Below are 21,630 nucleotides of genomic sequence, written 5' to 3' on the forward strand. Positions count from 1 at the left end.
GAATTACTTACGCAGTTCGACGCGACGGTTTTGAGCCCAGGACTGCTCGTCGTTGCCGGTAGCAACTGGACGCTCTTCGCCGTAGGAAACCAGTTCCAGCTGAGCTGGGGAAACACCTTGCAGTACCAGGTAGCGCTGAACGGCTTTCGCACGACGCTCGCCCAGTGCCATGTTGTACTCACGAGTACCACGTTCGTCGGTGTTGCCTTCCAGAACAACGCGAGCGCCGTTTGCTTTCAGGTCTTTGGCGTGAACGTCCAGAGCGCGCATGGCTTCTGGCTTCAGGTCCGAGCTGTCGTATTCGAAGTAGAAAGTGGTGATAGCGCGCAGAGCAGCTTCTTCGCTCAGGGAGCCGTCAACAGCACCAGTGTTAGCGCCGTAACCGGCGTTTGGATCAACAGCGCCTTCGCCAGCGTTGTCGCCGCCTTTGGACGAGCAACCTACAGCTACAGCCATGGCCAGAGCCAGAGCAGCGAACTTACCAAACTTCAGCATTTCCATCGTGAAACTCCTAATGAACCCCAGTGTGTTAAGTAAAACGTGTAGCGCCGCCGCGTCAGTTCAGGTAAGGGGACCAGGAAGGTTCTCTGACTTCGCCTTGAGCGGTAGGAAGTGGGAGTCTCACTCGTCCATTGATAGAGACGAGCATCAAGACTCCCCGGCCTTGCTGGCGGGTGGCGTAGATTACCATGGTGCCGTTGGGCGCAACAGTAGGCGACTCATCAAGTGTGCTATCTGTAAGGATTTTTACGCTTCCACGTTGCAAATCCTGAGCCGCCACCTTGAAGTTAGTGAAGCCATCCTGCCGGTGAATCATCACCAAGGTCTTCTCGTCCGCCGAAAGTTTCGGGTTGGCGTTGTAGTTACCGATAAAGGTCACACGCTCCGCACCGCCGCCACCTGCGCTGGTTTTGTAGATCTGTGGCTTACCGCCACGGTCCGATGTGAAGTAGATGGTCGAGCCATCCTTGCCCCAGAACGGTTCGGTATTGATGCCCGGGCCGCTGGTCACGCGATTGATCTGGCGCGAGCCTAGATTCATCACATAAATATCCGGATTACCGTCTTTGGACAGTACAAATGCCAGGCGCTGGCCATCTGGAGACCAGGCCGGAGCACCGTTAAGACCTTCAAAGTTAGTGATCTGCTCACGACGACCAGTGTCGATGTGCTGAACGAAGATCCGCGGACGCTTCTGCTCGAACGACACATAGGCGATGCGCTTGCCATCCGGCGCGAAGCGCGGCGACAGGATCGGCTCACGGGATTGCAGCAGGGTCACGGCACGCGCACCGTCATAATCCGAACGCTGCAGGGTGTAGCGAGTGTTTTTCTCGGAAAAACGCTCAGCCGTCACGTACAGCATGCGCGTCGAGAAAGCACCCTTGATGCCTGTGAGTTTCTCGAACGACTGGTCGGCAATGTAGTGCGACATGTCACGCAGTTGATCGGTGGTACCCGACACGCTGCCGGTCAGCACTTGCTGCTCGGTGGCGACGTTGAACAGCGCGTATTGCACCTGCAGGCGACCGCCCGCTGGCACGATGCTGCCGACCATCACGTATTGCGCGCCCAAGGCCTTCCAGTCACGGAAAATGACTTCGCTGGCCTGAGTCGGCAGGCTGATCATGTTCTGCTTCGGAATCGGCGCGTAGTAGCCGGAGTTGCGCAGGTCATCACCGATGATCTGTGCCATATCGTCTGGCAGCACGCTGCCGCCCTGCCAGCCGAAAGGCACAACGGCAATAGGCGTGGCTCGGTCACTGCCACTGGTGACCATAATGTTCTTTTCATCCGCTGCCGCTATCCCTGCCATACAGCAAATAACGACAAGCATTCCTCGAAGAAGGTTTCTCACAAGGCTAGATCCTCAGGTGTGAATGTCATCTTGAATGAACGATAGGGAGCGAAATCACTCGGTTTCATTCCCTGCATTTCTGTCAAACGCCCAATGTTCTTGACTGCCGCCACCGCCGAAGCGTCGAACGGACCATCACCACTAGGCTTGGCCACGGACACCGAAGTCACCGTACCATCGGGCAACATGCCGATTTGCAACACGACCGTCATGCCTTTGCGTGCCGAAGGAGGACGTGCCCACCCTTCTGCCGCACGAGCACGAATCAGATCATCGAAACTGCCCGCGACTTCATCGCCCTGCTCATCGGCCAAGGCCTGCTGGCGCTGCGGCGTGTCGGAAAGCAAGTCAGCCAAGGCCTGGGCCTTTTTCTCTTCGGCTGATTTACGCGCGGCTTCCTGCGATTTTTTCTTCGCAGCATCGGCAGCGGCTTTCTTCTTCGCGTCTTCGGCGACTTTCTTCTTCGCCTCGTCAGCTTCAGCTTTCTTCTTGGCGTCTTCCGCGGCTTTTTTCTTCGCGTCTTCTACGATCTTTTTCTTCGCGTCTTCAGCGGCCTTTTTCTTGGCCTCTTCTTCAGCGGCTTTCTTGGCTTCTTCTTCGGCCTTTTTCTTGGCTATATCAGCCAATTGTTTCTCTTCGGCCTTTTTCGCTTCCGCGGTCTTCTTGGCGTCCTCGGCTTTCTTGGCTTCATCAGCCTTTTTCGCTTCGTCCGCTTTCTTGGCCTCGTCAGCCTTTTTCGCTTCCTCGGCCTTTTGAGCCGACTCTTCTTTCTTTTGTTCCGCGGCCTTTATCGCTTCCTGCTCGACCTTCTTCTGCTCCATCTGCTCGACTTCGGTCTGGCGCGCGGCGGATTTCTTCGCCTCACCCGCAATCTTCTGATTGGTCTGGGTAGTCGCCTGACTTTTCGATTTCAGCTGATACAGGGTCGCCTGGACGATCGGCTTGGCCGGCGGCAACTCCGGGGTCATGGCAAAACTGACGAACAGCATGCCAAACACCAGGATGTGCAACGCTATCGCCCAGACACTAGGCCAGAAGTAGCTTTCCGAGGCGGACGGCTCTCGCTGTTGGTGCATCAGGGCGCCTCGGTAATCAGGCCAACGTTACCAACGCCGGCTTTCTGCAGGCCGCCCATGGCACCCATCACGGAGCCGTAGTCGACGGATTTGTCACCGCGAATGAACACCTGGGTGTGCTTGCCGCCTTCGTTACCGGCGCGAATGATCTTGGTCACCGCGTCAGTCATCTGGGGCAAGGTCATCGCCTTGTCCTGTTGCTTCTCGGTATCGACTTCGCTGCCAAGGTTCCAGTAATAGGTTTTGTCAGACTTGATCGAAATGGTCAGGACCTGGGTGTTGTTGTCCTGCGGCAAGGCTTCGCTGGAAACCTTGGGCAGATCGACTTTCACGCCCTGATTGAGCATCGGCGCGGTCACCATGAAGATAACCAGCAGTACCAACATCACGTCGATGTAGGGCACCACGTTCATCTCGGCAACCGGCTTGCGTTTTTGGCGAACTCGGGCCATGGGGTTTACCTGCTCACTCTTCGCTGGTGTGCACTTTACGGTGCAGGATCGCCTGGAACTCGTCGGCGAAGGTGTAGTAACGGCTGATCAGGGTCTCGCCACGCGCGGCAAAGCGGTTGTAGGCGATAACCGCAGGGATAGCGGCGAACAGGCCGATCGCCGTGGCGATCAGGGCTTCGGCGATACCCGGAGCCACGGTGGCCAGGGTGGCTTGTTGCGCCTGGGCCAGGCCGCGGAAGGAGTTCATGATCCCCCATACGGTACCGAACAGGCCGATGTACGGGCTGACCGAACCGACGGTGGCAAGGAATGGCAGGCTCTGCTCGAGCTTCTCTTCCTCGCGGGAGATGGCCACGCGCATGGCACGGGCCACGCCTTCCATGACCGCTTCCGGATCAACACCCGGCTGCTGGCGCAGGCGGGAGAATTCCTTGAAGCCGGCACGGAAAATCTGCTCTACGCCGGAATCCGGATCAGGGTTGCTGCCAGCCTGACGATAAAGCTTGGACAGGTCGATGCCGGACCAGAAGCGCTCTTCAAAGCTCTCCAGGGCACGTCGACCGGCACGCAGCAGGTTGCTGCGCTGAAAGATCATGATCCATGAAGTCACCGATGCGGCTACCAGGGTCAGCATTACCAACTGCACAACGACGCTGGCATTGCTGACCAAGCTCCACATGGAGGAATGGTCGACGACGTTAGCTTCCACGCTTTATCTCCTGCTCTGAGTGTGTACCCGCGTCGCTCTCGCCGGCAAAGGCCGTACGTAGAGCTTCTGGAATGGCGCGGGGTTTGAAATTGTCGGCGCGCACACAGGCCACCAAAAACTGCCCTTCGCAGAGCAGTGCATTGTCTGTCGAACGCCTGACCTGCTGGGTGAAACGCAGGCTGACGCGATTCAATTCGGTGACCTGGGCACTGACCAAAAGCTCGTCGTCCAGTCGCGCCGGCGCGTGGTAGCGCGCTTCGCTGGAATGCACGACGAACAACAGGTTCTCCCCTGCCAGCTGCGATTGGGCAAAGCCCAGGTCTCGTAGCCGCTCGGTTCGAGCCCGCTCCATAAACTTAAGGTAATTAACGTAATACACGATGCCGCCGGCATCGGTGTCCTCGTAATAAACGCGACAACGATGTGCGAACGACTCAAGCCCGTTTTGCGCGCGCATACTCTAGTGCTTACTCCTCAGGTTGCCAATCCAGCCAGGCAACTGTTTTTTCATTCTGGAACGACTTTCTTGCGAAACCTTGGCCATGCCAGCCCTAGGACAGCACAAACCGCGAATAAATCGGTTCAACAACAGGTCATTAATCGTCCACGGCATCAAGGAATTCGTCTACCACGGGCATCTCTCCCAATCGTGACGGGATGTTAAGACCGAAGTGCAGGTAAGCATGGCGGGTGACCACACGCCCGCGAGGCGTGCGCATGATGTAACCCTGCTGGATCAGGTAAGGCTCGAGCACGTCCTCGATGGTGTGACGCTCCTCGCTGATGGCCGCCGCCAGGCTGTCCACGCCCACCGGGCCACCGTCGAATTTCTCGATCATGGTCAGCAGCAAGCGCCGGTCCTGATGGTCAAAACCCCGCTCATCCACATCCAGCAGGTTCAACGCCAGGTCGGCAATCGGCTTGGTGATATGGCCCTTGGCCCGGACTTCGGCGAAGTCCCTTACACGGCGCAACAGGCGATTGGCGATCCGAGGGGTGCCACGGGCACGCCGCGCCACTTCGAACGCGCCTTCCGGGTCCAGGGGCAGGCCGAGAATCGCCGCAGAACGACTGACGATCGTGGCCAAGTCTGCGGTGCTGTAGAACTCCAACCGCTGGACAATGCCGAAGCGGTCACGCAGCGGATTGGTCAGCATGCCGGCGCGGGTGGTGGCGCCCACCAGGGTAAAGGGCGGCAGGTCGAGCTTGATCGAGCGCGCCGCCGGACCTTCGCCAATCATGATATCGAGCTGAAAGTCTTCCATCGCCGGGTACAACACTTCCTCGACGATCGGCGACAGCCGATGGATCTCGTCGATAAACAGCACATCATGGGGCTCGAGATTGGTCAGCAACGCCGCCAGGTCACCGGGGCGTTCCAGCACTGGGCCCGAGGTGCTCTTGATCGACACGCCCATTTCCTGAGCGATGATGTTGGCCAGGGTGGTCTTGCCCAGCCCCGGCGGGCCAAAGATCAGGGTGTGATCCAGGGACTCGTTACGCCCACGGGCAGCCTGGATAAACAGCTCCATCTGCTCACGCACGGTCGGCTGGCCAATGTATTCGGCCAGGCTGACGGGACGAATTGCCCGATCCTGGACTTCTTCGCGGTCACGGGGGCCCGTGGCGGCGATCAGACGATCAGCTTCAATCACTTAAATCATTCCCTTCAGGGCACGGCGGATCATGTCTTCGCTGCTCAAACCTTTTTCCTTGATGGCCGACACGGCTTTGCTGGCTTCCTGAGGCTTGTAGCCCAGGGAAATCAGCGCGCTGACCGCGTCCGACTCGGCACTGGCCACCGGCGCCGGTGCATCCGGCTGGTTTGGCACCAGGGCGAACATGCTCGGCACGGCTTCCCAGGCCTTGAAGCGGTCCTTGAGTTCTACCAACAGACGTTCGGCGGTCTTCTTGCCCACGCCCGGCACCTTGGTCAGGGCCGACGTATCCTGGGCCTGCACACAACGCACCAACTCATCCACCTCAAGACTCGACATCAGCGCCAGGGCCAACTTGGGCCCTACACCATTGAGACGGATCAACTCGCGAAAAAAGTCTCGCTCGCGCTTGGTGCTGAAGCCGTACAACAATTGGGCGTCTTCGCGCACCACCAAATGGGTGTGCAAGGTCAGGGGCTCGCCGACCGACGGCAAGCGATAAAGGGTGGTCATCGGCACTTCCACCTCATAACCCAGACCGTTTACATCAAGAATCAGGTGCGGCGGCTGTTTCTCAGCCAAGTTGCCGCGCAAGCGTCCAATCACGTTTCAGATCCTTAAACCTTGGCCAGATCAGGGCTGGCGGGTAACGGAGCGAGCGCGGCCGCGGACAAACAAGGCCAAAACGCTCAACTCGAAAAAAGACTGCGCTGATGCTATCAGAGACGCAGGCGACCGCCACGACTGCGTGCCGTGCCCAGGCCGTGGGGCAACAGGCTGGAGCGTGTATGTGCATGGCAAATGGCGATGGCCAGGGCATCGGAGGCGTCGATTTGCGGTTTGGCAGTCAGCCTGAGCATGTGCATGACCATCATCTGCACCTGCTCCTTGTTGGCTGCACCGGTGCCGACCACGGCCTGCTTGACTTGGGTGGCGGTGTATTCGGCGATCTCCAAGCCTTCCTCGGCGCCGGCAACGATCGCCGCGCCACGGGCCTGGCCCAGTTTGAGGGCCGAATCGGCATTTTTCGCCATAAACACCTTTTCAATGCCCATGGTCACCGGACCGTAGGTCTGGATCACCTCACGCACGCCGCGGTAGACAATCTGCAGCCGCTCGGCCAACTCGCCGGCACCGGTACGGATGCAACCCGAGGCCACGTAGACACAGCCACGCGGGGTCTGTTGCACCACGCCAAAGCCGGTGATGCGCGAACCGGGGTCGATACCTAGGATTAAAGTCATAACGCCTGCAAGTAGGTGAAGAAGAGCCAGCATAAAACATGCAGGGCAACATGAAACCCTGTAGGAGCCGGGGTTGCCGGCGATGAGGCCCTTGAGGTCGCCATCGACGGCAAGCCGGCTCCTACGGTGGGGCGGTGCTCTACTTAGGAGAGCTGTGCGGCTACGTCTTCTGGGATGTCAGCGTTCGAGTAAACGTTCTGCACATCGTCCAGGTCTTCCAGCATATCCAGCATCTTCAGCACCTTCTGCGCACCGTCCAGGTCCAGCTCCGCGCTGGTGGTCGGCAGCATGACGATTTCCGCGTCGATGCCCTTGAAGCCCGCAGCTTCCAGCGCGTTACGCACGGCATAGAACCCGGCGAACGAAGTAAACACGTCAATGGAGCCGTCTTCGTTGGTCACTACGTCGTCGGCATCCGCCTCCATCGCCGCTTCCATCAAGGCGTCTTCATCCACGCCCGGAGCGAAGGAAATCTGCCCCTTGCGCTCGAACAGATAGGCCACCGAACCGTCGGTCCCCAGGTTGCCACCGCACTTGCTGAACGCGTGGCGCACTGCTGCCGCCGTACGGTTGCGGTTGTCGGTCATGCACTCGACCATCACCGCCACGCCGCCCGGGCCATAGCCTTCGTAGGTCAGTTCGACCATGTCGTCGGTATCAGCCGCACCGGCTCCGCGGGCCACGGCCCGGTCGATGATGTCGCGGCTCATGTTGGCGCCCAGGGCCTTGTCCAGCGCCAGGCGCAGGCGCGGGTTGGAGCCCGGATCACCGCCACCCTGGCGAGCCGCAACCGTTAGCTCACGAATCCACTTGGTGAAAATCTTGCCTTTCTTGGCATCCTGACGCTCTTTGCGGTGCTTGATGTTCGCCCACTTGGAATGGCCAGCCATAACACAACTCCGAAATTCTTATAGAAACCTTTCAATCCCGCCCCAGGCAGGACTTCTCTCTTTAACACAACACCCTTGTTGAAACGCAAAGGCGCATCCGAAGATGCGCCTTTTAGACTGCGTACAACCTTAACGCGCTTTCACGCAGCAGCCTTACTCAGCCTTCGGCGTCTCGCGCAGACGGATGTGCAGCTCGCGCAGGGCCTTGGCATCCACCACACCTGGAGCCTGGGTCATGACGTCCGCAGCACTCTGGGTTTTCGGGAAGGCAATCACTTCACGGATCGATTGGGCACCGGTCATCAGCATCACCAGGCGGTCAAGGCCGAAGGCCAGGCCACCGTGGGGCGGCGCGCCGTATTTCAGGGCGTCGAGCAGGAAGCCGAATTTCTCTTCCTGTTCCGCTTCGTTGATACCCAACAGGCGGAATACCGCTTGCTGCATTTCCTTGCGGTGGATACGGATCGAACCGCCACCCAGTTCAGTGCCGTTCAGCACCATGTCGTAGGCACGGGACAGAGCGCCAGCCGGGTTGGCTTCCAGCTCTTCGGGGGAGCACTTCGGCGCGGTGAACGGGTGGTGCAGCGCGGAGAAGCTACCGTCGTCATTCTCTTCGAACATCGGGAAGTCGACGACCCACATCGGCGCCCACTTGCAGGTCAGCAGGTTCAGGTCGTGGCCGAGCTTGATACGCAGCGCGCCCAAGGCTTCGCTGACGATCTTGGCTTTGTCTGCGCCGAAGAACACGATGTCGCCGTCAACTGCACCGACGCGATCAAGGATCACGTTCAGGTTGGCTTCCGGGATGTTCTTCACGATCGGCGATTGCAGACCGTCAACACCGGCAGCGCGCTCGTTGACCTTGATGTACGCCAGGCCCTTGGCACCGTAAATGCCGACGAACTTGGTGTAGTCGTCGATCTGCTTGCGCGGCATGCTCGCCCCGCCTGGAACGCGCAGAGCGGCGATACGGCATTTAGGGTCGTTGGCCGGGCCGCTGAACACCTTGAAATCAACTTCTTTCAGTTGGTCGGCAACGTCCACCAGTTCCAGCGGAATACGCAGGTCTGGCTTGTCGGAACCGTAGCGGCGCATGGCTTCTTCGAAAGTCATGTGGGGGAATTCGCCGAATTCCAGATCCAGCACTTCCTTGAACAGATTGCGGATCATTTGCTCGGTGAGGCCCATGATCTCTTTTTCATCGAGGAAGCTGGTCTCGATGTCGATCTGGGTGAATTCCGGCTGGCGGTCGGCGCGCAGGTCTTCGTCACGGAAGCACTTGGCGATCTGGTAGTAACGGTCGAAGCCGGCCACCATCAGCAGTTGCTTGAACAGCTGCGGCGATTGCGGCAGGGCAAAGAAGCTACCGGCGTGGGTGCGGCTAGGCACCAGGTAGTCACGGGCACCTTCCGGCGTGGCACGTGTCAGGATCGGCGTTTCAACGTCGAGGAAGCCGTTCTCGTCGAGGAAGCGACGGATGCTGGTGGTCATGCGCGAACGCAGACGCAGCTTCTCGGCCATTTCCGGGCGACGCAGGTCAAGGAAGCGATAACGCAGGCGGGTTTCTTCGCCAACGTCAGAGAACTCGTTGAGTGGGAACGGCGGGGTTTCCGACTCGTTCAGCACTTCGAGCTCGTAACCCAGCACTTCGATCATGCCCGACGCCATGTTGGCGTTGGTGGCACCGGCCGGACGCAGGCGAACCTTGCCAGTGATCTTCACGACGTACTCGCTACGCACGCGATCGGCGGCGGCGAAGCTCTCGGCGCGGTCCGGATCGAACACCACCTGGGCCAGACCATCACGATCACGGATATCGAGGAAGATCACCCCGCCGTGGTCGCGGCGACGGTGAACCCATCCGCAAAGGGTGATTTCCTGACCTTCCAGGGTCTCGTTCAGTTGGCCGCAATAATGGCTGCGCATCATGGTAGTGGTTTCACTTCTCGTAATTCGAAATTCGATTGGAGGCCTTGCGCACCTCGAGGTGCCGGATAGTGCAAGAACTCGCGCGTGTCGTTCAACTTAGTCAGCTTTGTCGCCACCGGCCAAATTCTTCTTGGAGCCGGTCTTGAAGTCGGTCTCGTACCAACCGGTGCCGCTGAGGCGAAAACCCGGCATCGAGAGCATTTTTTTCAATTCAGGCGCCTGGCAGGCAGGGCAGTCGACCAGCGGCGCGGCGCTGATCTTTTGAATGGCTTCCAACTGATGACCACAGGAAGCGCATTGGTAGTCGTACATGGGCATGGTGGGGCGTCTCGGCGATCAGATTACTGCTTTAACTAAAGCCAGAGCCCACGCCAAAGCTCGGGCTACCTAGCAAAGAGCGGGATTATATCCATTAAATCGGCCCTGTGCAGCCGTATGACTCTATAGAAGAGGTTCGCCAGTAACAGGTCGCGATTCGGCCCATGCGCTGACGCTGCGCCGCAAGCACCGGGGCGCTTGCGGCGAACGATGGAACACGGAGGTGATAGCTTTCAGCGATCAGCGATTGTCCAGCAAGGAACGCAGCATCCAAGCGGTTTTTTCGTGGACTTGCATACGCTGGGTCAGCAGGTCGGCGGTCGGCTCGTCACTGACCTTGTCCAGCAGCGGGAATATGCCCCGGGCAGTGCGCGTCACGGCTTCCTGGCCACTGACCAATTGCTTGATCATTTCCTCAGCGCTGGGCACGCCCTCCTCTTCCTTGATCGAAGACAGACGGGCGTAGATGGAATAGGCGCCCGGCGCGGGGAAACCCAGGGCACGAATACGCTCAGCAATCAGATCAACGGCCAAGGCCAGCTCGTTGTATTGTTCCTCGAACATCAAATGCAGGGTACGAAACTGAGGACCGGTGACGTTCCAATGGAAGTTATGGGTTTTCAGATACAGCACGTAGGTGTCCGAAAGCAGGCGAGAAAGGCCGTCTACGATGGATTTGCGGTCTTCTTCGCTGATACCGATATCAATAGCCATGTCTATCTCCATTAGCAGAATGAATTCACCCAACCCGGGCACTCTAGCAAGACTCCGGGGAGCTCGCTGCAACGAACACACGGGGGCACTGCGGTCGATTGTCCAACCCTACCCGCCCTCGCCACCCTGCCCGGGAGAGTTCTGACCGCACTGAAAAACAGGCGTTCCCATACAAAACCGGCGCCATCCGTCTAGATCAAGCCTTTGCACGATTCTCCGAAATTCCGCCACAACACCCGCTACTTTTCCTACGCAATCCAACACAGCGCTTGATTTGAGAAGGCTTGGGCTTTGCTGTTAAATAGAGCCCGTGTCGTTGTTGCCTATTTCTCGGTGACCGCGCATAGGCTGATACCGCGTACGTGCCTACCGCCTCACATTGTTCAGAAGCGAACCGTGCGTCATCAGCTCCTCCTTGTGATCCTTCTTAACGTGAGTTACTCAAAATGTTGAAAATCGTCCACCTGCTAACAGGCGCCGCAGCGTTGCTGCTGTCCTTTATCCCCAGTCTGAGATCCGAAGCCATCCCCTACCTGCAACAACCTGACGCGCTGTTCCTGGCATTTTTCGGCCTGCTCAACCTGATCCTGGCTCCGGTCATCCCCTACTGGAACAAAGGCCCGCGTCATCAACTGCAGAACCTGGTCAGTGCCCTGCTGGTACTGGCGGTGGTCTTGCAAACCCTCACCCTGCTTGCCCCCATGCCAGTGATTGGCGGCCAACCTGCGGTCTTGCTCAGCTTGCTGACGGCCATCCTTGCGGTTGCCCTGCACTTGGTCATCAACCTGTACAAGTCCTCACCCAACAGCTCGCCGTCGCAAAACTACGACATGAGCAACCGCGATACCGGCACCGTGAAGTGGTTCAACACCTCGAAAGGCTTCGGCTTTATTTCCCGTGATTCCGGCGACGACATTTTCGTGCACTTTCGTGCAATTCGCGGAGAAGGCCATCGCGTGCTGGTGGAAGGCCAACGTGTCGAGTTCTCGGTGATGAACCGCGACAAGGGCCTGCAAGCTGAAGACGTGATCGCCGCCCTGCCGCGCCGCTGATTCAGCCCATAAAAAAACCGCGCCACGGCGCGGTTTTTTATTGTCCAGGGATAAGCAAACTCAGGCTCACCCTCAGTAATGGGGCGGTGGTGCCTCTTCCTCAAAAGACTCGAACTGCCCCACCATCTCTTCCTGACGCTTAAGCAGCGCCGCCATCTGCAGCTGCAGGCGATCGACGACCTTCTGCTGCGACACCAGCACATCGTTCAAGGCTTGAATGGTGTCGTCCTGAAAGGCCAGGCGGCTCTCCAGATCGGTCACACGCTCATCCAGACTCATGATTCAACCCTCCAGAAACTTGAAGTCATCGGCCAGTACCAGGCGCAGCCTTTCGCGAATGACGGCAACTTGCTCGGCACTGTAAGGCTTCGCCGGATGTTTACCCCAAACCGGTGCGGGCCATGCAGCATCGTCGCGCTTACGCACAATGACGTGCATGTGCAATTGACTCACCACGTTGCCCAGAGTTGCCACGTTCAACTTGTCGGCGTCAAAAGAGTCCTTGAGCAACTCGGCAAGTGCCGTGGTCTCAAGCCACAACTGTTGTTGATCCGCCGCGTCCAGCTGGAAGAGTTCGCTTATATCCTCCCGCCGTGGCACGAGGATGAACCATGGATAGTTCGCATCATTGGATAGGAGTAACCGGCACAGTGGAAAATCACCGATGGGCAATGTGTCTTGTTGAAGCCGTGAATCTAAAGTGAACACCGCGTGCACTCCCCCTCAGTTCATCACATTTCAGCTTGGCGCCCAGCGCAACAGGCAATGGGCCAAACGACAGACGCGCAGCATACCTGCGAATGCCCGGCGGTTCATGACCCATGACCCTGCGTCGCACCGCTCGCAGAACGGGCGTACTGACAAGGGCCGGATGGCGCACCGCAAAAAACGCCCCACACACGGACATTTTCCAATGCGACGCACTGTTTACGGGCGCGCAACTCTCACCCCCTCAGAAACTGACCGGTCGACCGCTCAGCGATCAGTTCCCTGCTGGCCGGCCGCTGTACGGAAACCGTACAGTACTGCATTTTTTCTGCACCAAAACCGCACAGTAGGTCTACGCTAAGCACCTTAAGCATCCGTGCACTACTCACTGCAGGGTGTTAACCGGTAACGTTTTTGACCACAGGGGACGGATCGCCCCACGCACAACACGAGGGATACCGTGACGTCAAGCCAATCAAAACGCACTTAAAACTCAAGCCTTATGCGGTTTTTGCAGGCCCATAGGGTCGTCGAGAAAAAATATTCGGTTTTTTTCGATTTGTGCACGCTTGTTGCATTCTCCCCAACATCGTCTAAAAGACCCTCGTCGAAAGTGAGCGTCTTGAAGACAAATAATAATAGTGGCAAGGCTGCCCTTGGGTGATTTGAGTGCTTGTGTAGAGGTTGTTTCTACCTTTCTCGCACCGTCAAAGACAGCACTGAAGTTGTCGGGCGCGTTACAACCCGACTGCAAAATAGCGACATGAATCAAGCCATTTGCGACATGGTCGTAAAGAAGCTGAAAGGATAGATACTCAAGTATCGCCAACATTGTCAGCGTGATATAAGTTTGCGCCGACACAAAAAGAAAGAGCCGCCCAGATAATAAAACAGGTGGGACGGCAGTACTCTTCTAAAAACCAAAGGAGCAAATCACGATGCGCGTGATGAAGTGGAGCATGATCGCCCTGGCTGTTTCTGCAGGCACCTCGCAGTTCGCAATCGCGTCCTCTCAGGACGACGCAAAGGGCTTTATCGAAGACAGTACCCTGACCGCGAAAACCCGCGCGATGTACATGAACCGTGATTACAAAAGCGGTGCCGGCAACGTCGCTAAGAAAGATGGTAGCCCAGGCTTCGAAAGCGGCTATCGCCAAGACACCGGTGTCAGCGAACTGCTGAACTACCAGTCGGGCTTCACTCAAGGCACCGTAGGCTTCGGTATCGATGCCATGGCCATGGGCAGCGTCAAGCTTGACGGTGGCTCGGGTCGTGCAGGCAACGGTCTGTTCGCCAAGGACTCGTCCGGCGATCCTGAAAAAACCCAATCCAAAGCGGCAGCCGCAGTCAAACTGCGCGTTTCCGACACCGTACTGAAGTACGGCAACCAATTCGTATCCAGCCCGGTTTTCACCACCGACGACGGCCGTCTGCTGCCTGAAGTCGCCACCGGCACCTTGATCACCAGCAACGAGATCAAAGGCCTGGAACTGACCGGCGGTCGCTTCACCGCAGTGAGCGGTCAGACCTCCATGGGTCGCGACACCATCAACGGCACAGGCCTGACTTCGGTGAACCTCGCCGGCGCCACCTACTCTGGCCTTGAGAACTTCGTATTCGCTTTCCACGCTTCCGACGTTGAAGACTACTGGAAGAAGCAATACGCCAACGTGAACTACACCCTGCCGTTGAGCGAGAAACAATCGCTGAACTTTGACTTCAACGCCTATCGCAGCAACGACGAGGGTAAAAAACTCGGCGGCGATCTGGATAACCGCGTATGGAGCCTGGCAGCAGCGTACAGCATCGACGCGCACAAATTCACCGTGGCGTACCAGCAGTCCTCGGGCGACACCGGCTACAAATACGGTGTTGACGGCGGCGGTACCGTTTACCTGGCCAACTCCGTGCAAATCTCCGACTTCGTCGGCGAAGACGAGAAGTCCTGGCAAGCTCGCTACGACATCAACATGGCCTCCTTCGGCGTACCAGGTCTGAGCTTCATGACCCGTTACACCTACGGTACCGACGCCACTGTTCGTAATGCTCTCGGCGCAATCACCACCGACGGCACCGAGCGCGAGTGGGACTTGGAAGCCAAGTACGTGCTGCAAGAAGGCCCGGCCAAAGACCTGTCCTTCCGTCTGCGTAACGCCATCTACCGTGGCAGCAACGCCGACTACCGTGCAACCAACTACGACAACCTGAACGACCTGCGTCTGATCGTGGAATACCCACTGAGCATCTTGTAATTCAGTGGTTGTCCGCAGGTAGAGCATTGCTCTAAAACAAAACCGCTCACCCTAATCCGGTGAGCGGTTTTTTTATGGGCGCCTTACAGCAATACAAAGGCAACGACTAATTAGGAAGCTAACAACTTAGCCAAACCGTCAGTTCTCGATGTAATAACTAACAACATCGGCTCCGGCAAAGAGTCGGTATTTATTGAAAGTGACAGAAATAAAACAAGGGGCCTAAGCCCCCTGAATGAATCCCCCATACTTGACCGCTCGGGCAAGTTATTAGAGCGACTTACTGCGGTGCAGCTTTCTGGACAACACGGATGACCCGCTGTGGAAACGGGATATCAATTCCTGCAGCCCGCAGTCGATCACGGGACAGCTCGTTGAAGCGGAACATCACGTCCCAGTAGTCCGCAGTCTTTACCCAAACCCGCAGCGACAAGGTGATCGCACTGTCACCCAGGGTCGAGACCACTGCCACGGGCGCCGGATCGGCCAGTACTCGCTCATCCTGAGCCAGCTCCAGCAGGACTTCCCGAGCCTTTTGCAGGTCGGCGTCGTAATCCACGCCCACATCAAACACCACCTTGCGCGTCGGCTGACGGTTGTAGTTGGTGATGATGCCGTTGGACAGGTTGCCGTTAGGCACGATCACCGTCTTGTTGTCGCCGGTGCGCAACACAGTGTGGAAAATTTGAATGCTGTCGACCGTACCGCTGATGCCCTGGGCTTCGATCCAGTCACCGATACGGAACGGACGGAACAACAGAATCAGTACCCCGCCGGCGAAATTCGCCAGGCTACCTTGCAGGGCCAACCCAATGGCCAGGCCTGCCGCACCGATTGCGGCCACAAAGGAGGTGGTCTCTACACCGATCATCGAGGCGACGCTGACAATCAGCAGCACCTTGAGAATGATGTTGGCCAGGCTGCTGATAAACCCCTGCAGGGCCAGGTCGGCATTGCGCAGCGCCAGCAACTGACCGACTTTATGGGTCAGCTTGTTGATCAGCCACCAACCGATGGCCAGGGTAATGACCGCCAGCAACACACGGCTGCCGTACTCCATGATCATTGGAATCCAGGCTTGGGAAGCCTTGACCAGGTGATCCACTTCAGCGTTCAAATCCATCTATTTCTCCTGATTCCCGGGGGCCCGGCTGATATGTCTGATCGACAGAACGATCAAGTTCCAGGGAGCTTGATCGTTTCTGCCACTGCTCGGGCCTCGGACGCCAATAAGCCCTGGAGGTTCCCGCAAGCAGCCAATCAGTCGCGGAAGTTATTGAATTGCAGGGGCATACCAAACTCTTTGGCCCGCAGCGCCGCAATGGCCTCTTGCAGGTCATCGCGCTTCTTGCCGGTGACTCGGACCTGCTCGCCCTGGATCGCGGCCTGGACCTTGAGCTTGGCGTCCTTGATATGGGCGACGATTTTCTTCGCCAGCTCTTTATCGATGCCTTCCTTGAGGGTCGCCTCTTGCTTCATCAGCTTGCCCGAGGCGTAGGCGTCTTTGACTTCAAGGCACTGCACATCGATCTTGCGCTTGACCAGGGACAGCTTGAGGATCTCGATCATCGCCTCCAGCTGGAACTCGGCTTCGGCAGTGAGGTTGACGGTCAGTTCCTTTTCCTTGAACTCGAAGCTGCCTTTGCCCTTCAAGTCATAACGACGGTCCAGTTCCTTGACGGCGTTTTCCACCGCGTTGGTGACTTCGTGTTTGTCCAGTTCGGATACCACGTCGAACGACGGCATGTACTCTCTCCAAATAAAAGGGGGCGCTACTCATGACATCGAGCACGCCCGGCTTGCGGTTAAAATCCGCGCTCATTATAACGGGTCTTTCCCCTCCTTCACTGCGAGCCGCCGATGCGCCTGCCAAACCGAGTAAAAAGCTGATGTCGACCACCTGGCACGTACTCGGCGCCGGCTGCCTTGGAACCCTATGGGCAACCCGCCTGGCCCGCGCCGGCCTGCCGGTGCGGCTGATCCTGCGCGACAGTAGCCGCCTGCTGGCCTATGAACACGCCGGCGGCCTGACCCTGGTGGAACAAGGTCGCGCCAGCCAGTACCCGATTCCCGGCACCACCCTGGACAGCCACGAGCCGATCAGCCGCCTGCTGGTGGCCTGCAAGGCCTATGACGCCCAGGCGGCGGTGGCGCAACTGGCCCCGCGACTTGTCCCTAATGCGGAAGTGATCCTGTTGCAAAACGGCCTCGGCAGCCAGGACGCCGTCGCGACCACCGTGCCTCAGGCAAGATGCATTGCCGCCTCCAGCACTGAAGGGGCCTTTCGTGAGGGCGATTGGCGAGTGGTCTTTGCCGGGCACGGTTACACCTGGCTCGGTGACGCCGCCCACCCCACCCCACCGATCTGGCTGGATGACCTCACTGCCGCCGGTATTCCCCATGAGTGGAGCACCGACATCCTCACCCGCCTGTGGCGCAAACTGGCGCTCAATTGCGCGATCAACCCCCTGACCGTGCTGTACCACTGCCGTAACGGGGAGCTGCAGCAGCATCACTGCGAGGTCGCCACCCTGTGCGCCGAACTCACGGAGTTGCTGGAATGCTGCGGCCAGCCTGCCGCCGCAGAGCAGTTGCAACAGGAGGTCGAACGGGTGATCCAGGCCACTGCGGCCAATTACTCCTCGATGTACCAGGATGTGGCCAATCATCGCCGCACCGAAATCAGCTACCTGTTGGGCCACGCCTGCCAGAGCGCCGACCGTCATCAGTTGCAACTGCCCCATTTGCAGCAACTGCGACTGCGCCTGGTGCAGCACCTGCAACAGTGCGGATTGCCCAGCGACTGAGCAGCGGCTACGCTGCCCACTTGCTCCTTTCCTGCGATATAGCCGATGCCATTGCGCCAGCGTCTCGAAAATCTGCCGGTCGGCCAAAAACTCTTGGCCGCCCTGCTTGTTCTGCTGACCACCGTGCTGTTGGTCGCCAACCTGACCTTTATCAGCGCCGCTTACTGGATCTCCCAGGAAAGCATGGCACCCCAGGCCTTGCAGACCATTGGCCGCCTCGTATCGAATCCAACCCTGGCCATCGAAGCCCTGGACTCGCCGCAGAACGCGGAAAAACTCCTCGATGAGCTCGACAGTTACACACCCCTGCGCGCCGCTGCCCTGTATGACGGCAAAGGCCTGCGCCTGGCTCAATTGCAACACGGCGAACACCTGAAGCTGCCGGAGCGCTACCGGCACATCGAAGCCTGGCAGTTGACCGAGTTTCGCAGCAACCAGGTGATTACCCTGCCCCGCCCCGGCCAGGCGCCGGGGCATCTGTTGCTGGTGGCCACCAGCGAGCTGCCCATGGCCTTCTACACCGGGACCCTCACTGCCAGCCTGGGCATCCTGATCTTCAGCGTACTGCTGTGGCTGCTGATCGCCCGCCAGATCAAACGCCTGATCACCCAGCCGATCCACCAGCTCGAAGTGTTGTCGCGGCAAGTGACCCGGGAAGAGAACTACGCGCTGCGTGCATCCCGGGGCAACCACGACGAAATCGGCAGCCTGGCCGAGGCCTTCAACACCATGCTGTCGCGAATCGAAGCCCGTGAGCAACAGCTCAAACGCGCCCGTGACGACTCCCAGGCCGCCTATGACCAGGCCCAGGGGCTGGCGGAAGAAACCCGCCACACCAACCGCAAGCTGGAGCTGGAGGTTCAGGTGCGGAGCAAAATCGAGAAAAAACTCACCGGCTTTCAGAACTACCTCAACAGCATCATCGACTCCATGCCGTCGGCCCTGATCGCCCTGGATGAGCAGCTTTACGTCACCCAGTGGAACCAGGAAGCCAGCGCCCTGTCCGGCACCCGCCTCGACGAAGCCCTGAACCAGCCGATCTTCCTTGCCTTTGAACCGCTCAAGCCGTTCCTGCCCCAACTCAAGGAAACCGTGGAGCAGCACACCGTGACCAAGGTCGAGCGCGTGACCTGGTTCAAGGACGAAGAAGCCAAGCACTACGCCCTGACCTTCTACCCCTTGATGGGCGGCGCAGGGCGTGGGGTGGTGATCCGTATCGACGACATCACCCAACGCCTGTCCCTGGAAGAAATGATGGTGCAGTCAGAGAAGATGCTTTCGGTGGGTGGCCTGGCCGCTGGCATGGCCCATGAGATCAACAACCCCTTGGGCGCGATCCTGCACAACGTGCAGAACATTCGCCGACGCTTGTCGCCAGAACTGCCGAAAAACCTCGAACATGCCGAGCTGGTCGGCATCGAACTGGACAGCGTCAACCGCTACCTGGAGAGCCGGGAAGTGCCACAACTGCTCGACGGTATCCAGCAGGCCGGCGCTCGGGCAGCGAAGATCGTCACCCACATGCTCAGTTTCAGCCGGCGCAGCAATCGGCAAATGGCCCCTTGCGACCTGCCGGCGCTGATCGACCAGGCGGTGGAAATCGCCGGCAACGACTTCGACCTGGCCATCGGTTTCGACTTCAAGGGCCAAGCCATCGTGCGCCAGTTCGACCCACAACTGGGACCGGTGCCTGGAACGGCCAACGAACTGGAGCAGGTGCTGCTCAACCTGCTGAAAAACGCAGCCCAGGCCATTCACCAGCGCGAAGACGATCGCGAGCCCGGGCGCATCATCCTGCGCACCCGCCTGAACCCGCCCTGGGCGGAAATCCAGGTCGAGGACAACGGCATCGGCATGAATGAGAACGTGCGCAAACGCACCTTCGAACCCTTTTTCACCACCAAGGAAATCGGCCAGGGCACCGGCCTTGGCCTGTCCGTGTCCTACTTCATCATTACCAACAACCATAAGGGACAGATGGAAGTGCAATCGACTCGCGGCCAGGGCACCTGCTTCACCTTGCGCCTGCCGCTGGCCGGCGCCCATCCGCTGCCCCAAGCACCGCAACCACTGGAGGGCTAAACATGGGCTTTCGCTTGTCGAAAATTTATACCCGCACCGGCGACCAAGGCGAAACCGGGCTGGGCGACGGCCGCCGTGTGCCCAAGGACCACCCGCGGATCGAAGCCATTGGCGAGGTCGATACGCTGAACAGCCAGCTCGGGTTGTTGCTGGCAGGCCTGGCCGAACACAGCCGCGCTGCGGGTGATCTGGACGAAGTACTGGAGGTGTTGAGCCCTTGCCAGCACCGGCTGTTCGACCTGGGTGGCGAGTTGGCGATGCCGGAGTATCAGGCACTCAACGGAGCAGAAGTGGAACGACTGGAAGCGGCCATTGACCGCTGGAACGAGGAATTGGGGCCACTGGAAAACTTCATCCTGCCCGGCGGTTCGACGCTGATTGCCCAGGCCCACGTCTGCCGCAGCCTGGCTCGCAGTGCTGAACGCCGCTGCCAGCATTTGAATGCGCTGGAGCCTTTGCAAGGGGTTGGGCTGGCTTACATCAATCGCCTGTCGGACCTGCTGTTTGTCGCGGCACGCATGATCGCCAAGCGCCAGGGCATTGCCGAAATCCTCTGGCAAGCCGCCGCCAAACCCTAACCCCCGCCCTGTCGGACCTGCGGTGTGCCGCAGCACGCCTGATTGCCTGTAGAAGCCAGCGCAGTCAAAGCCAGCGCCGACAACATCAGTCTCGACGTTTTCTTCAGTCCTGGGGCCAGAAGGCGCGGATTCCGGCTACGCCTTGAGCGCCGGCTGCCCAGGCCTGCTGGCACTCGGCAGGTCCCACGCCGCCCAGCAGATACACCGGCTTGTTGAAGCCACTGATCAACTGTTCAGCCTGCTCCCAACCCAGGGGCTGGGCGTCTGGGTGGGTCTGGGTCGGTTGCACGGGTGACAGGGTGACGAAGTCCACGTCCATCTGCTGCGCCAGGGCCAACTCCTCAGCGTTATGGCAGGAAGCCGCCAACCAGCGATCCTTGCCAAAGGGCCGGCCCGCGCTGGCGTACTTGCGCAACTGGGCGGAGGTGATGTGCCAGCCCGCCGACGGAAAATCCCCCAGCCACTCGAACGGACCCTTGAGCATCAACTGCGCCTTCCCGGCGCACAGGCCCACGGCATCCACCGCCAAGTCACGGTACTTCGGGTCATAACCACCGGGAGCACGCAACTGAATCAGCTTGCTGCCCTGGGCAATGGCCTTCTGCATACCGCGCAACAAGGTCGGGGTTTCCAGGCCTTCCGGGGTAATCAGGTAATGCGCGGGTAAACGCGCGGCGGCGACAATCGGTTGATTGGCCGCGGGGAATTCATAGTCGGCCAGTTCACGAGGGCTGACCCAAGCAAGGGGTTGCCCCTCTGCGCCGTGGGGCTCGCCACTGAACGCCGAGACTTCCCAGACATCCAGCAACACCTGTTTGTCTGGGTAATCGTGTTGCACCTTGATCAGCGGACGCGCCGTCTGCACGGCAATGCCCAACTCTTCCTGCAGCTCACGGGCGAGCGCCGCTTGTACCGCTTCTCCGGCCTCGACCTTGCCCCCGGGGAATTCCCACAGGCCACCTTGATGCTGGGTATCGGCACGCCGGGCAATCAGGATATTGCCGCTGGCGTCACGGATAACGGCCGCAGCCACATGTACTCGTTTCACCGCACTGTTTCCTCTGATCCGGCATGGGGCCCAGCCCTCACGGGCCAGGCGTTGATAGGTGCGCCCTCGCCCGGCAAGCCAGCTCCTGCAGGCGCGGAGCGGCGTTGCCGGGAAGGGGCTTAAGTGCGGTATTCGGCGTTGATTTTCACGTATTCGTGGGACAGGTCGTGGTCCAGATGGTTTCGCTGCACGCGCCACGACCGAGCTCGATACGAATAGTGATCTCTTCCCTGCTGCATCACCCGCCGCCCCTTG

23 protein-coding genes and 1 pseudogene are annotated in these 21,630 nt (G+C 59.0%); 5 read left to right on the plus strand and 19 right to left on the minus strand.

Going from position 1 to position 21,630, the window contains the following annotated elements; genetic code table 11:
* Positions 1 to 3 precede the first annotated feature (3 nt).
* The 13 genes from pal to M1B34_RS20045 form a co-directional block, all read right to left on the minus strand.
* Complete coding sequence (gene pal, locus M1B34_RS19985) at positions 4 to 501, minus strand: peptidoglycan-associated lipoprotein Pal (RefSeq protein ID WP_003178634.1); 498 nt, start codon at positions 499 to 501, stop codon at positions 4 to 6.
* A 55-nt stretch (positions 502 to 556) separates the two neighbouring features.
* Positions 557 to 1,837 carry a Tol-Pal system beta propeller repeat protein TolB gene (gene tolB / locus M1B34_RS19990; protein WP_185039096.1) on the minus strand — a complete coding sequence of 427 codons (1,281 nt, stop codon included), beginning with the start codon at positions 1,835 to 1,837 and terminating at the stop codon, positions 557 to 559.
* A 17-nt stretch (positions 1,838 to 1,854) separates the two neighbouring features.
* Positions 1,855 to 2,934 carry a cell envelope integrity protein TolA gene (gene tolA, locus M1B34_RS19995; RefSeq protein WP_123328584.1) on the minus strand — a complete coding sequence of 360 codons (1,080 nt, stop codon included), beginning with the start codon at positions 2,932 to 2,934 and terminating at the stop codon, positions 1,855 to 1,857.
* Positions 2,934 to 3,386 carry a protein TolR gene (gene tolR / locus M1B34_RS20000; protein WP_123328585.1) on the minus strand — a complete coding sequence of 151 codons (453 nt, stop codon included), beginning with the start codon at positions 3,384 to 3,386 and terminating at the stop codon, positions 2,934 to 2,936. The genes tolA and tolR overlap by 1 nt, the downstream gene beginning before the upstream one ends.
* A gap of 13 nt (positions 3,387 to 3,399) precedes the next feature.
* Entirely contained in the window at positions 3,400 to 4,095 is a 696-nt protein-coding gene (gene tolQ, locus M1B34_RS20005) for a protein TolQ (protein ID WP_011063016.1), read from the minus strand.
* Positions 4,085 to 4,552, minus strand: coding sequence for a tol-pal system-associated acyl-CoA thioesterase (gene ybgC / locus M1B34_RS20010; RefSeq protein WP_123328586.1), 468 nt, complete (start codon positions 4,550 to 4,552; stop codon positions 4,085 to 4,087). Before ybgC ends, tolQ begins: the two co-directional genes overlap by 11 nt.
* A gap of 139 nt (positions 4,553 to 4,691) precedes the next feature.
* On the minus strand, positions 4,692 to 5,750 hold the full coding sequence (ruvB, locus tag M1B34_RS20015; RefSeq protein WP_123328587.1) for a Holliday junction branch migration DNA helicase RuvB: 1,059 nt from the start codon (positions 5,748 to 5,750) through the stop codon (positions 4,692 to 4,694).
* Positions 5,751 to 6,359 carry a Holliday junction branch migration protein RuvA gene (ruvA, locus tag M1B34_RS20020; RefSeq protein WP_123328588.1) on the minus strand — a complete coding sequence of 203 codons (609 nt, stop codon included), beginning with the start codon at positions 6,357 to 6,359 and terminating at the stop codon, positions 5,751 to 5,753.
* Between the two features lie 113 nt (positions 6,360 to 6,472).
* Complete coding sequence (ruvC, locus tag M1B34_RS20025) at positions 6,473 to 6,997, minus strand: crossover junction endodeoxyribonuclease RuvC (protein WP_123328589.1); 525 nt, start codon at positions 6,995 to 6,997, stop codon at positions 6,473 to 6,475.
* A gap of 143 nt (positions 6,998 to 7,140) precedes the next feature.
* Positions 7,141 to 7,887, minus strand: coding sequence for a YebC/PmpR family DNA-binding transcriptional regulator (locus M1B34_RS20030; RefSeq protein ID WP_123328590.1), 747 nt, complete (start codon positions 7,885 to 7,887; stop codon positions 7,141 to 7,143).
* A 153-nt stretch (positions 7,888 to 8,040) separates the two neighbouring features.
* Positions 8,041 to 9,816, minus strand: coding sequence for an aspartate--tRNA ligase (gene aspS / locus M1B34_RS20035; RefSeq protein WP_123328591.1), 1,776 nt, complete (start codon positions 9,814 to 9,816; stop codon positions 8,041 to 8,043).
* Positions 9,817 to 9,912: 96 nt separating this feature from the next.
* Positions 9,913 to 10,134 carry an FmdB family zinc ribbon protein gene (locus tag M1B34_RS20040; RefSeq protein WP_010457489.1) on the minus strand — a complete coding sequence of 74 codons (222 nt, stop codon included), beginning with the start codon at positions 10,132 to 10,134 and terminating at the stop codon, positions 9,913 to 9,915.
* Positions 10,135 to 10,374: 240 nt separating this feature from the next.
* Positions 10,375 to 10,848, minus strand: a complete 474-nt coding sequence (locus M1B34_RS20045) for a Dps family protein (RefSeq protein ID WP_123328592.1) — start codon at positions 10,846 to 10,848, stop codon at positions 10,375 to 10,377.
* A gap of 446 nt (positions 10,849 to 11,294) precedes the next feature.
* Here M1B34_RS20045 and M1B34_RS33765 point away from each other — a divergent pair, with 446 nt between their 5' ends.
* Complete coding sequence (locus M1B34_RS33765) at positions 11,295 to 11,900, plus strand: cold-shock protein (RefSeq protein ID WP_123328593.1); 606 nt, start codon at positions 11,295 to 11,297, stop codon at positions 11,898 to 11,900.
* 72 nt (positions 11,901 to 11,972) lie between these two features.
* Here the strand turns inward: M1B34_RS33765 and M1B34_RS20055 are convergent, their stop codons facing one another.
* Together M1B34_RS20055 and M1B34_RS20060 are read right to left on the minus strand one after the other, a co-directional pair.
* A complete protein-coding gene (locus tag M1B34_RS20055) occupies positions 11,973 to 12,179 on the minus strand; it encodes a SlyX family protein (protein ID WP_123328594.1) in 207 nt (68 codons plus the stop codon).
* 3 nt (positions 12,180 to 12,182) lie between these two features.
* The gene (locus tag M1B34_RS20060) at positions 12,183 to 12,608 is read right to left on the minus strand and encodes an HIT domain-containing protein (RefSeq protein WP_268266045.1); all 426 of its coding nucleotides are present in this window, start codon (positions 12,606 to 12,608) and stop codon (positions 12,183 to 12,185) included.
* Positions 12,609 to 13,546: 938 nt separating this feature from the next.
* Between M1B34_RS20060 and M1B34_RS20065 the strand changes: the two genes are divergently transcribed.
* Complete coding sequence (locus M1B34_RS20065) at positions 13,547 to 14,860, plus strand: OprD family porin (RefSeq protein ID WP_123328595.1); 1,314 nt, start codon at positions 13,547 to 13,549, stop codon at positions 14,858 to 14,860.
* Positions 14,861 to 15,140: 280 nt separating this feature from the next.
* Here M1B34_RS20065 and M1B34_RS20070 read toward each other — a convergent pair whose 3' ends face one another.
* Together M1B34_RS20070 and M1B34_RS20075 are read right to left on the minus strand one after the other, a co-directional pair.
* A complete protein-coding gene (locus M1B34_RS20070) occupies positions 15,141 to 15,983 on the minus strand; it encodes a mechanosensitive ion channel family protein (RefSeq protein ID WP_268266046.1) in 843 nt (280 codons plus the stop codon).
* Between the two features lie 137 nt (positions 15,984 to 16,120).
* The gene (locus M1B34_RS20075; protein WP_123328597.1) at positions 16,121 to 16,606 is read right to left on the minus strand and encodes a YajQ family cyclic di-GMP-binding protein; all 486 of its coding nucleotides are present in this window, start codon (positions 16,604 to 16,606) and stop codon (positions 16,121 to 16,123) included.
* Positions 16,607 to 16,749: 143 nt separating this feature from the next.
* On the opposite strand from M1B34_RS20075, the gene M1B34_RS20080 reads away from it, so the two are divergent.
* The 3 genes from M1B34_RS20080 to M1B34_RS20090 are packed head-to-tail and all read left to right on the plus strand — an operon-like array spanning position 16,750 to position 20,327.
* On the plus strand, positions 16,750 to 17,667 hold the full coding sequence (locus M1B34_RS20080; protein WP_268266047.1) for a putative 2-dehydropantoate 2-reductase: 918 nt from the start codon (positions 16,750 to 16,752) through the stop codon (positions 17,665 to 17,667).
* Positions 17,668 to 17,712: 45 nt separating this feature from the next.
* Positions 17,713 to 19,749, plus strand: coding sequence for a sensor histidine kinase (locus M1B34_RS20085; RefSeq protein WP_123328599.1), 2,037 nt, complete (start codon positions 17,713 to 17,715; stop codon positions 19,747 to 19,749).
* 2 nt (positions 19,750 to 19,751) lie between these two features.
* The gene (locus M1B34_RS20090) at positions 19,752 to 20,327 is read left to right on the plus strand and encodes a cob(I)yrinic acid a,c-diamide adenosyltransferase (RefSeq protein ID WP_268261726.1); all 576 of its coding nucleotides are present in this window, start codon (positions 19,752 to 19,754) and stop codon (positions 20,325 to 20,327) included.
* 103 nt (positions 20,328 to 20,430) lie between these two features.
* On the opposite strand, the gene M1B34_RS20095 is transcribed toward M1B34_RS20090, so the two are convergent.
* On the minus strand, positions 20,431 to 21,375 hold the full coding sequence (locus tag M1B34_RS20095; protein WP_268266048.1) for a Nudix family hydrolase: 945 nt from the start codon (positions 21,373 to 21,375) through the stop codon (positions 20,431 to 20,433).
* Positions 21,376 to 21,494: 119 nt separating this feature from the next.
* Positions 21,495 to 21,610: pseudogene (locus M1B34_RS20100) on the minus strand (bifunctional ornithine acetyltransferase/N-acetylglutamate synthase); the annotation flags it as partial.
* Between the last annotated feature and the right edge of the window lie 20 nt (positions 21,611 to 21,630).

Origin of the sequence: Pseudomonas morbosilactucae, from assembly GCF_023241715.1 — a bacterium.
Taxonomy (GTDB): Bacteria; Pseudomonadota; Gammaproteobacteria; order Pseudomonadales; family Pseudomonadaceae; genus Aquipseudomonas; species Aquipseudomonas morbosilactucae.

What these genes read in the sequence shown, in the direction of transcription:
- pal (WP_003178634.1), bottom strand. Translation starts at nt 501, where the DNA reads ATGGAAATGCTGAAGTTTGGTAAGTTCGCTGCTCTGGCTCTGGCCATG.
- tolB (WP_185039096.1), bottom strand. Translation starts at nt 1,837, where the DNA reads ATGCTTGTCGTTATTTGCTGTATGGCAGGGATAGCGGCAGCGGATGAA.
- tolA (WP_123328584.1), bottom strand. Translation starts at nt 2,934, where the DNA reads ATGCACCAACAGCGAGAGCCGTCCGCCTCGGAAAGCTACTTCTGGCCT.
- tolR (WP_123328585.1), bottom strand. Translation starts at nt 3,386, where the DNA reads ATGGCCCGAGTTCGCCAAAAACGCAAGCCGGTTGCCGAGATGAACGTG.
- ybgC (WP_123328586.1), bottom strand. Translation starts at nt 4,552, where the DNA reads ATGCGCGCGCAAAACGGGCTTGAGTCGTTCGCACATCGTTGTCGCGTT.
- ruvC (WP_123328589.1), bottom strand. Translation starts at nt 6,997, where the DNA reads ATGACTTTAATCCTAGGTATCGACCCCGGTTCGCGCATCACCGGCTTT.
- M1B34_RS20030 (WP_123328590.1), bottom strand. Translation starts at nt 7,887, where the DNA reads ATGGCTGGCCATTCCAAGTGGGCGAACATCAAGCACCGCAAAGAGCGT.
- aspS (WP_123328591.1), bottom strand. Translation starts at nt 9,816, where the DNA reads ATGATGCGCAGCCATTATTGCGGCCAACTGAACGAGACCCTGGAAGGT.
- M1B34_RS20040 (WP_010457489.1), bottom strand. Translation starts at nt 10,134, where the DNA reads ATGCCCATGTACGACTACCAATGCGCTTCCTGTGGTCATCAGTTGGAA.
- M1B34_RS20045 (WP_123328592.1), bottom strand. Translation starts at nt 10,848, where the DNA reads ATGGCTATTGATATCGGTATCAGCGAAGAAGACCGCAAATCCATCGTA.
- M1B34_RS33765 (WP_123328593.1), top strand. Translation starts at nt 11,295, where the DNA reads ATGTTGAAAATCGTCCACCTGCTAACAGGCGCCGCAGCGTTGCTGCTG.
- M1B34_RS20055 (WP_123328594.1), bottom strand. Translation starts at nt 12,179, where the DNA reads ATGAGTCTGGATGAGCGTGTGACCGATCTGGAGAGCCGCCTGGCCTTT.
- M1B34_RS20065 (WP_123328595.1), top strand. Translation starts at nt 13,547, where the DNA reads ATGCGCGTGATGAAGTGGAGCATGATCGCCCTGGCTGTTTCTGCAGGC.
- M1B34_RS20070 (WP_268266046.1), bottom strand. Translation starts at nt 15,983, where the DNA reads ATGGATTTGAACGCTGAAGTGGATCACCTGGTCAAGGCTTCCCAAGCC.
- M1B34_RS20075 (WP_123328597.1), bottom strand. Translation starts at nt 16,606, where the DNA reads ATGCCGTCGTTCGACGTGGTATCCGAACTGGACAAACACGAAGTCACC.
- M1B34_RS20080 (WP_268266047.1), top strand. Translation starts at nt 16,750, where the DNA reads ATGTCGACCACCTGGCACGTACTCGGCGCCGGCTGCCTTGGAACCCTA.
- M1B34_RS20085 (WP_123328599.1), top strand. Translation starts at nt 17,713, where the DNA reads ATGCCATTGCGCCAGCGTCTCGAAAATCTGCCGGTCGGCCAAAAACTC.
- M1B34_RS20090 (WP_268261726.1), top strand. Translation starts at nt 19,752, where the DNA reads ATGGGCTTTCGCTTGTCGAAAATTTATACCCGCACCGGCGACCAAGGC.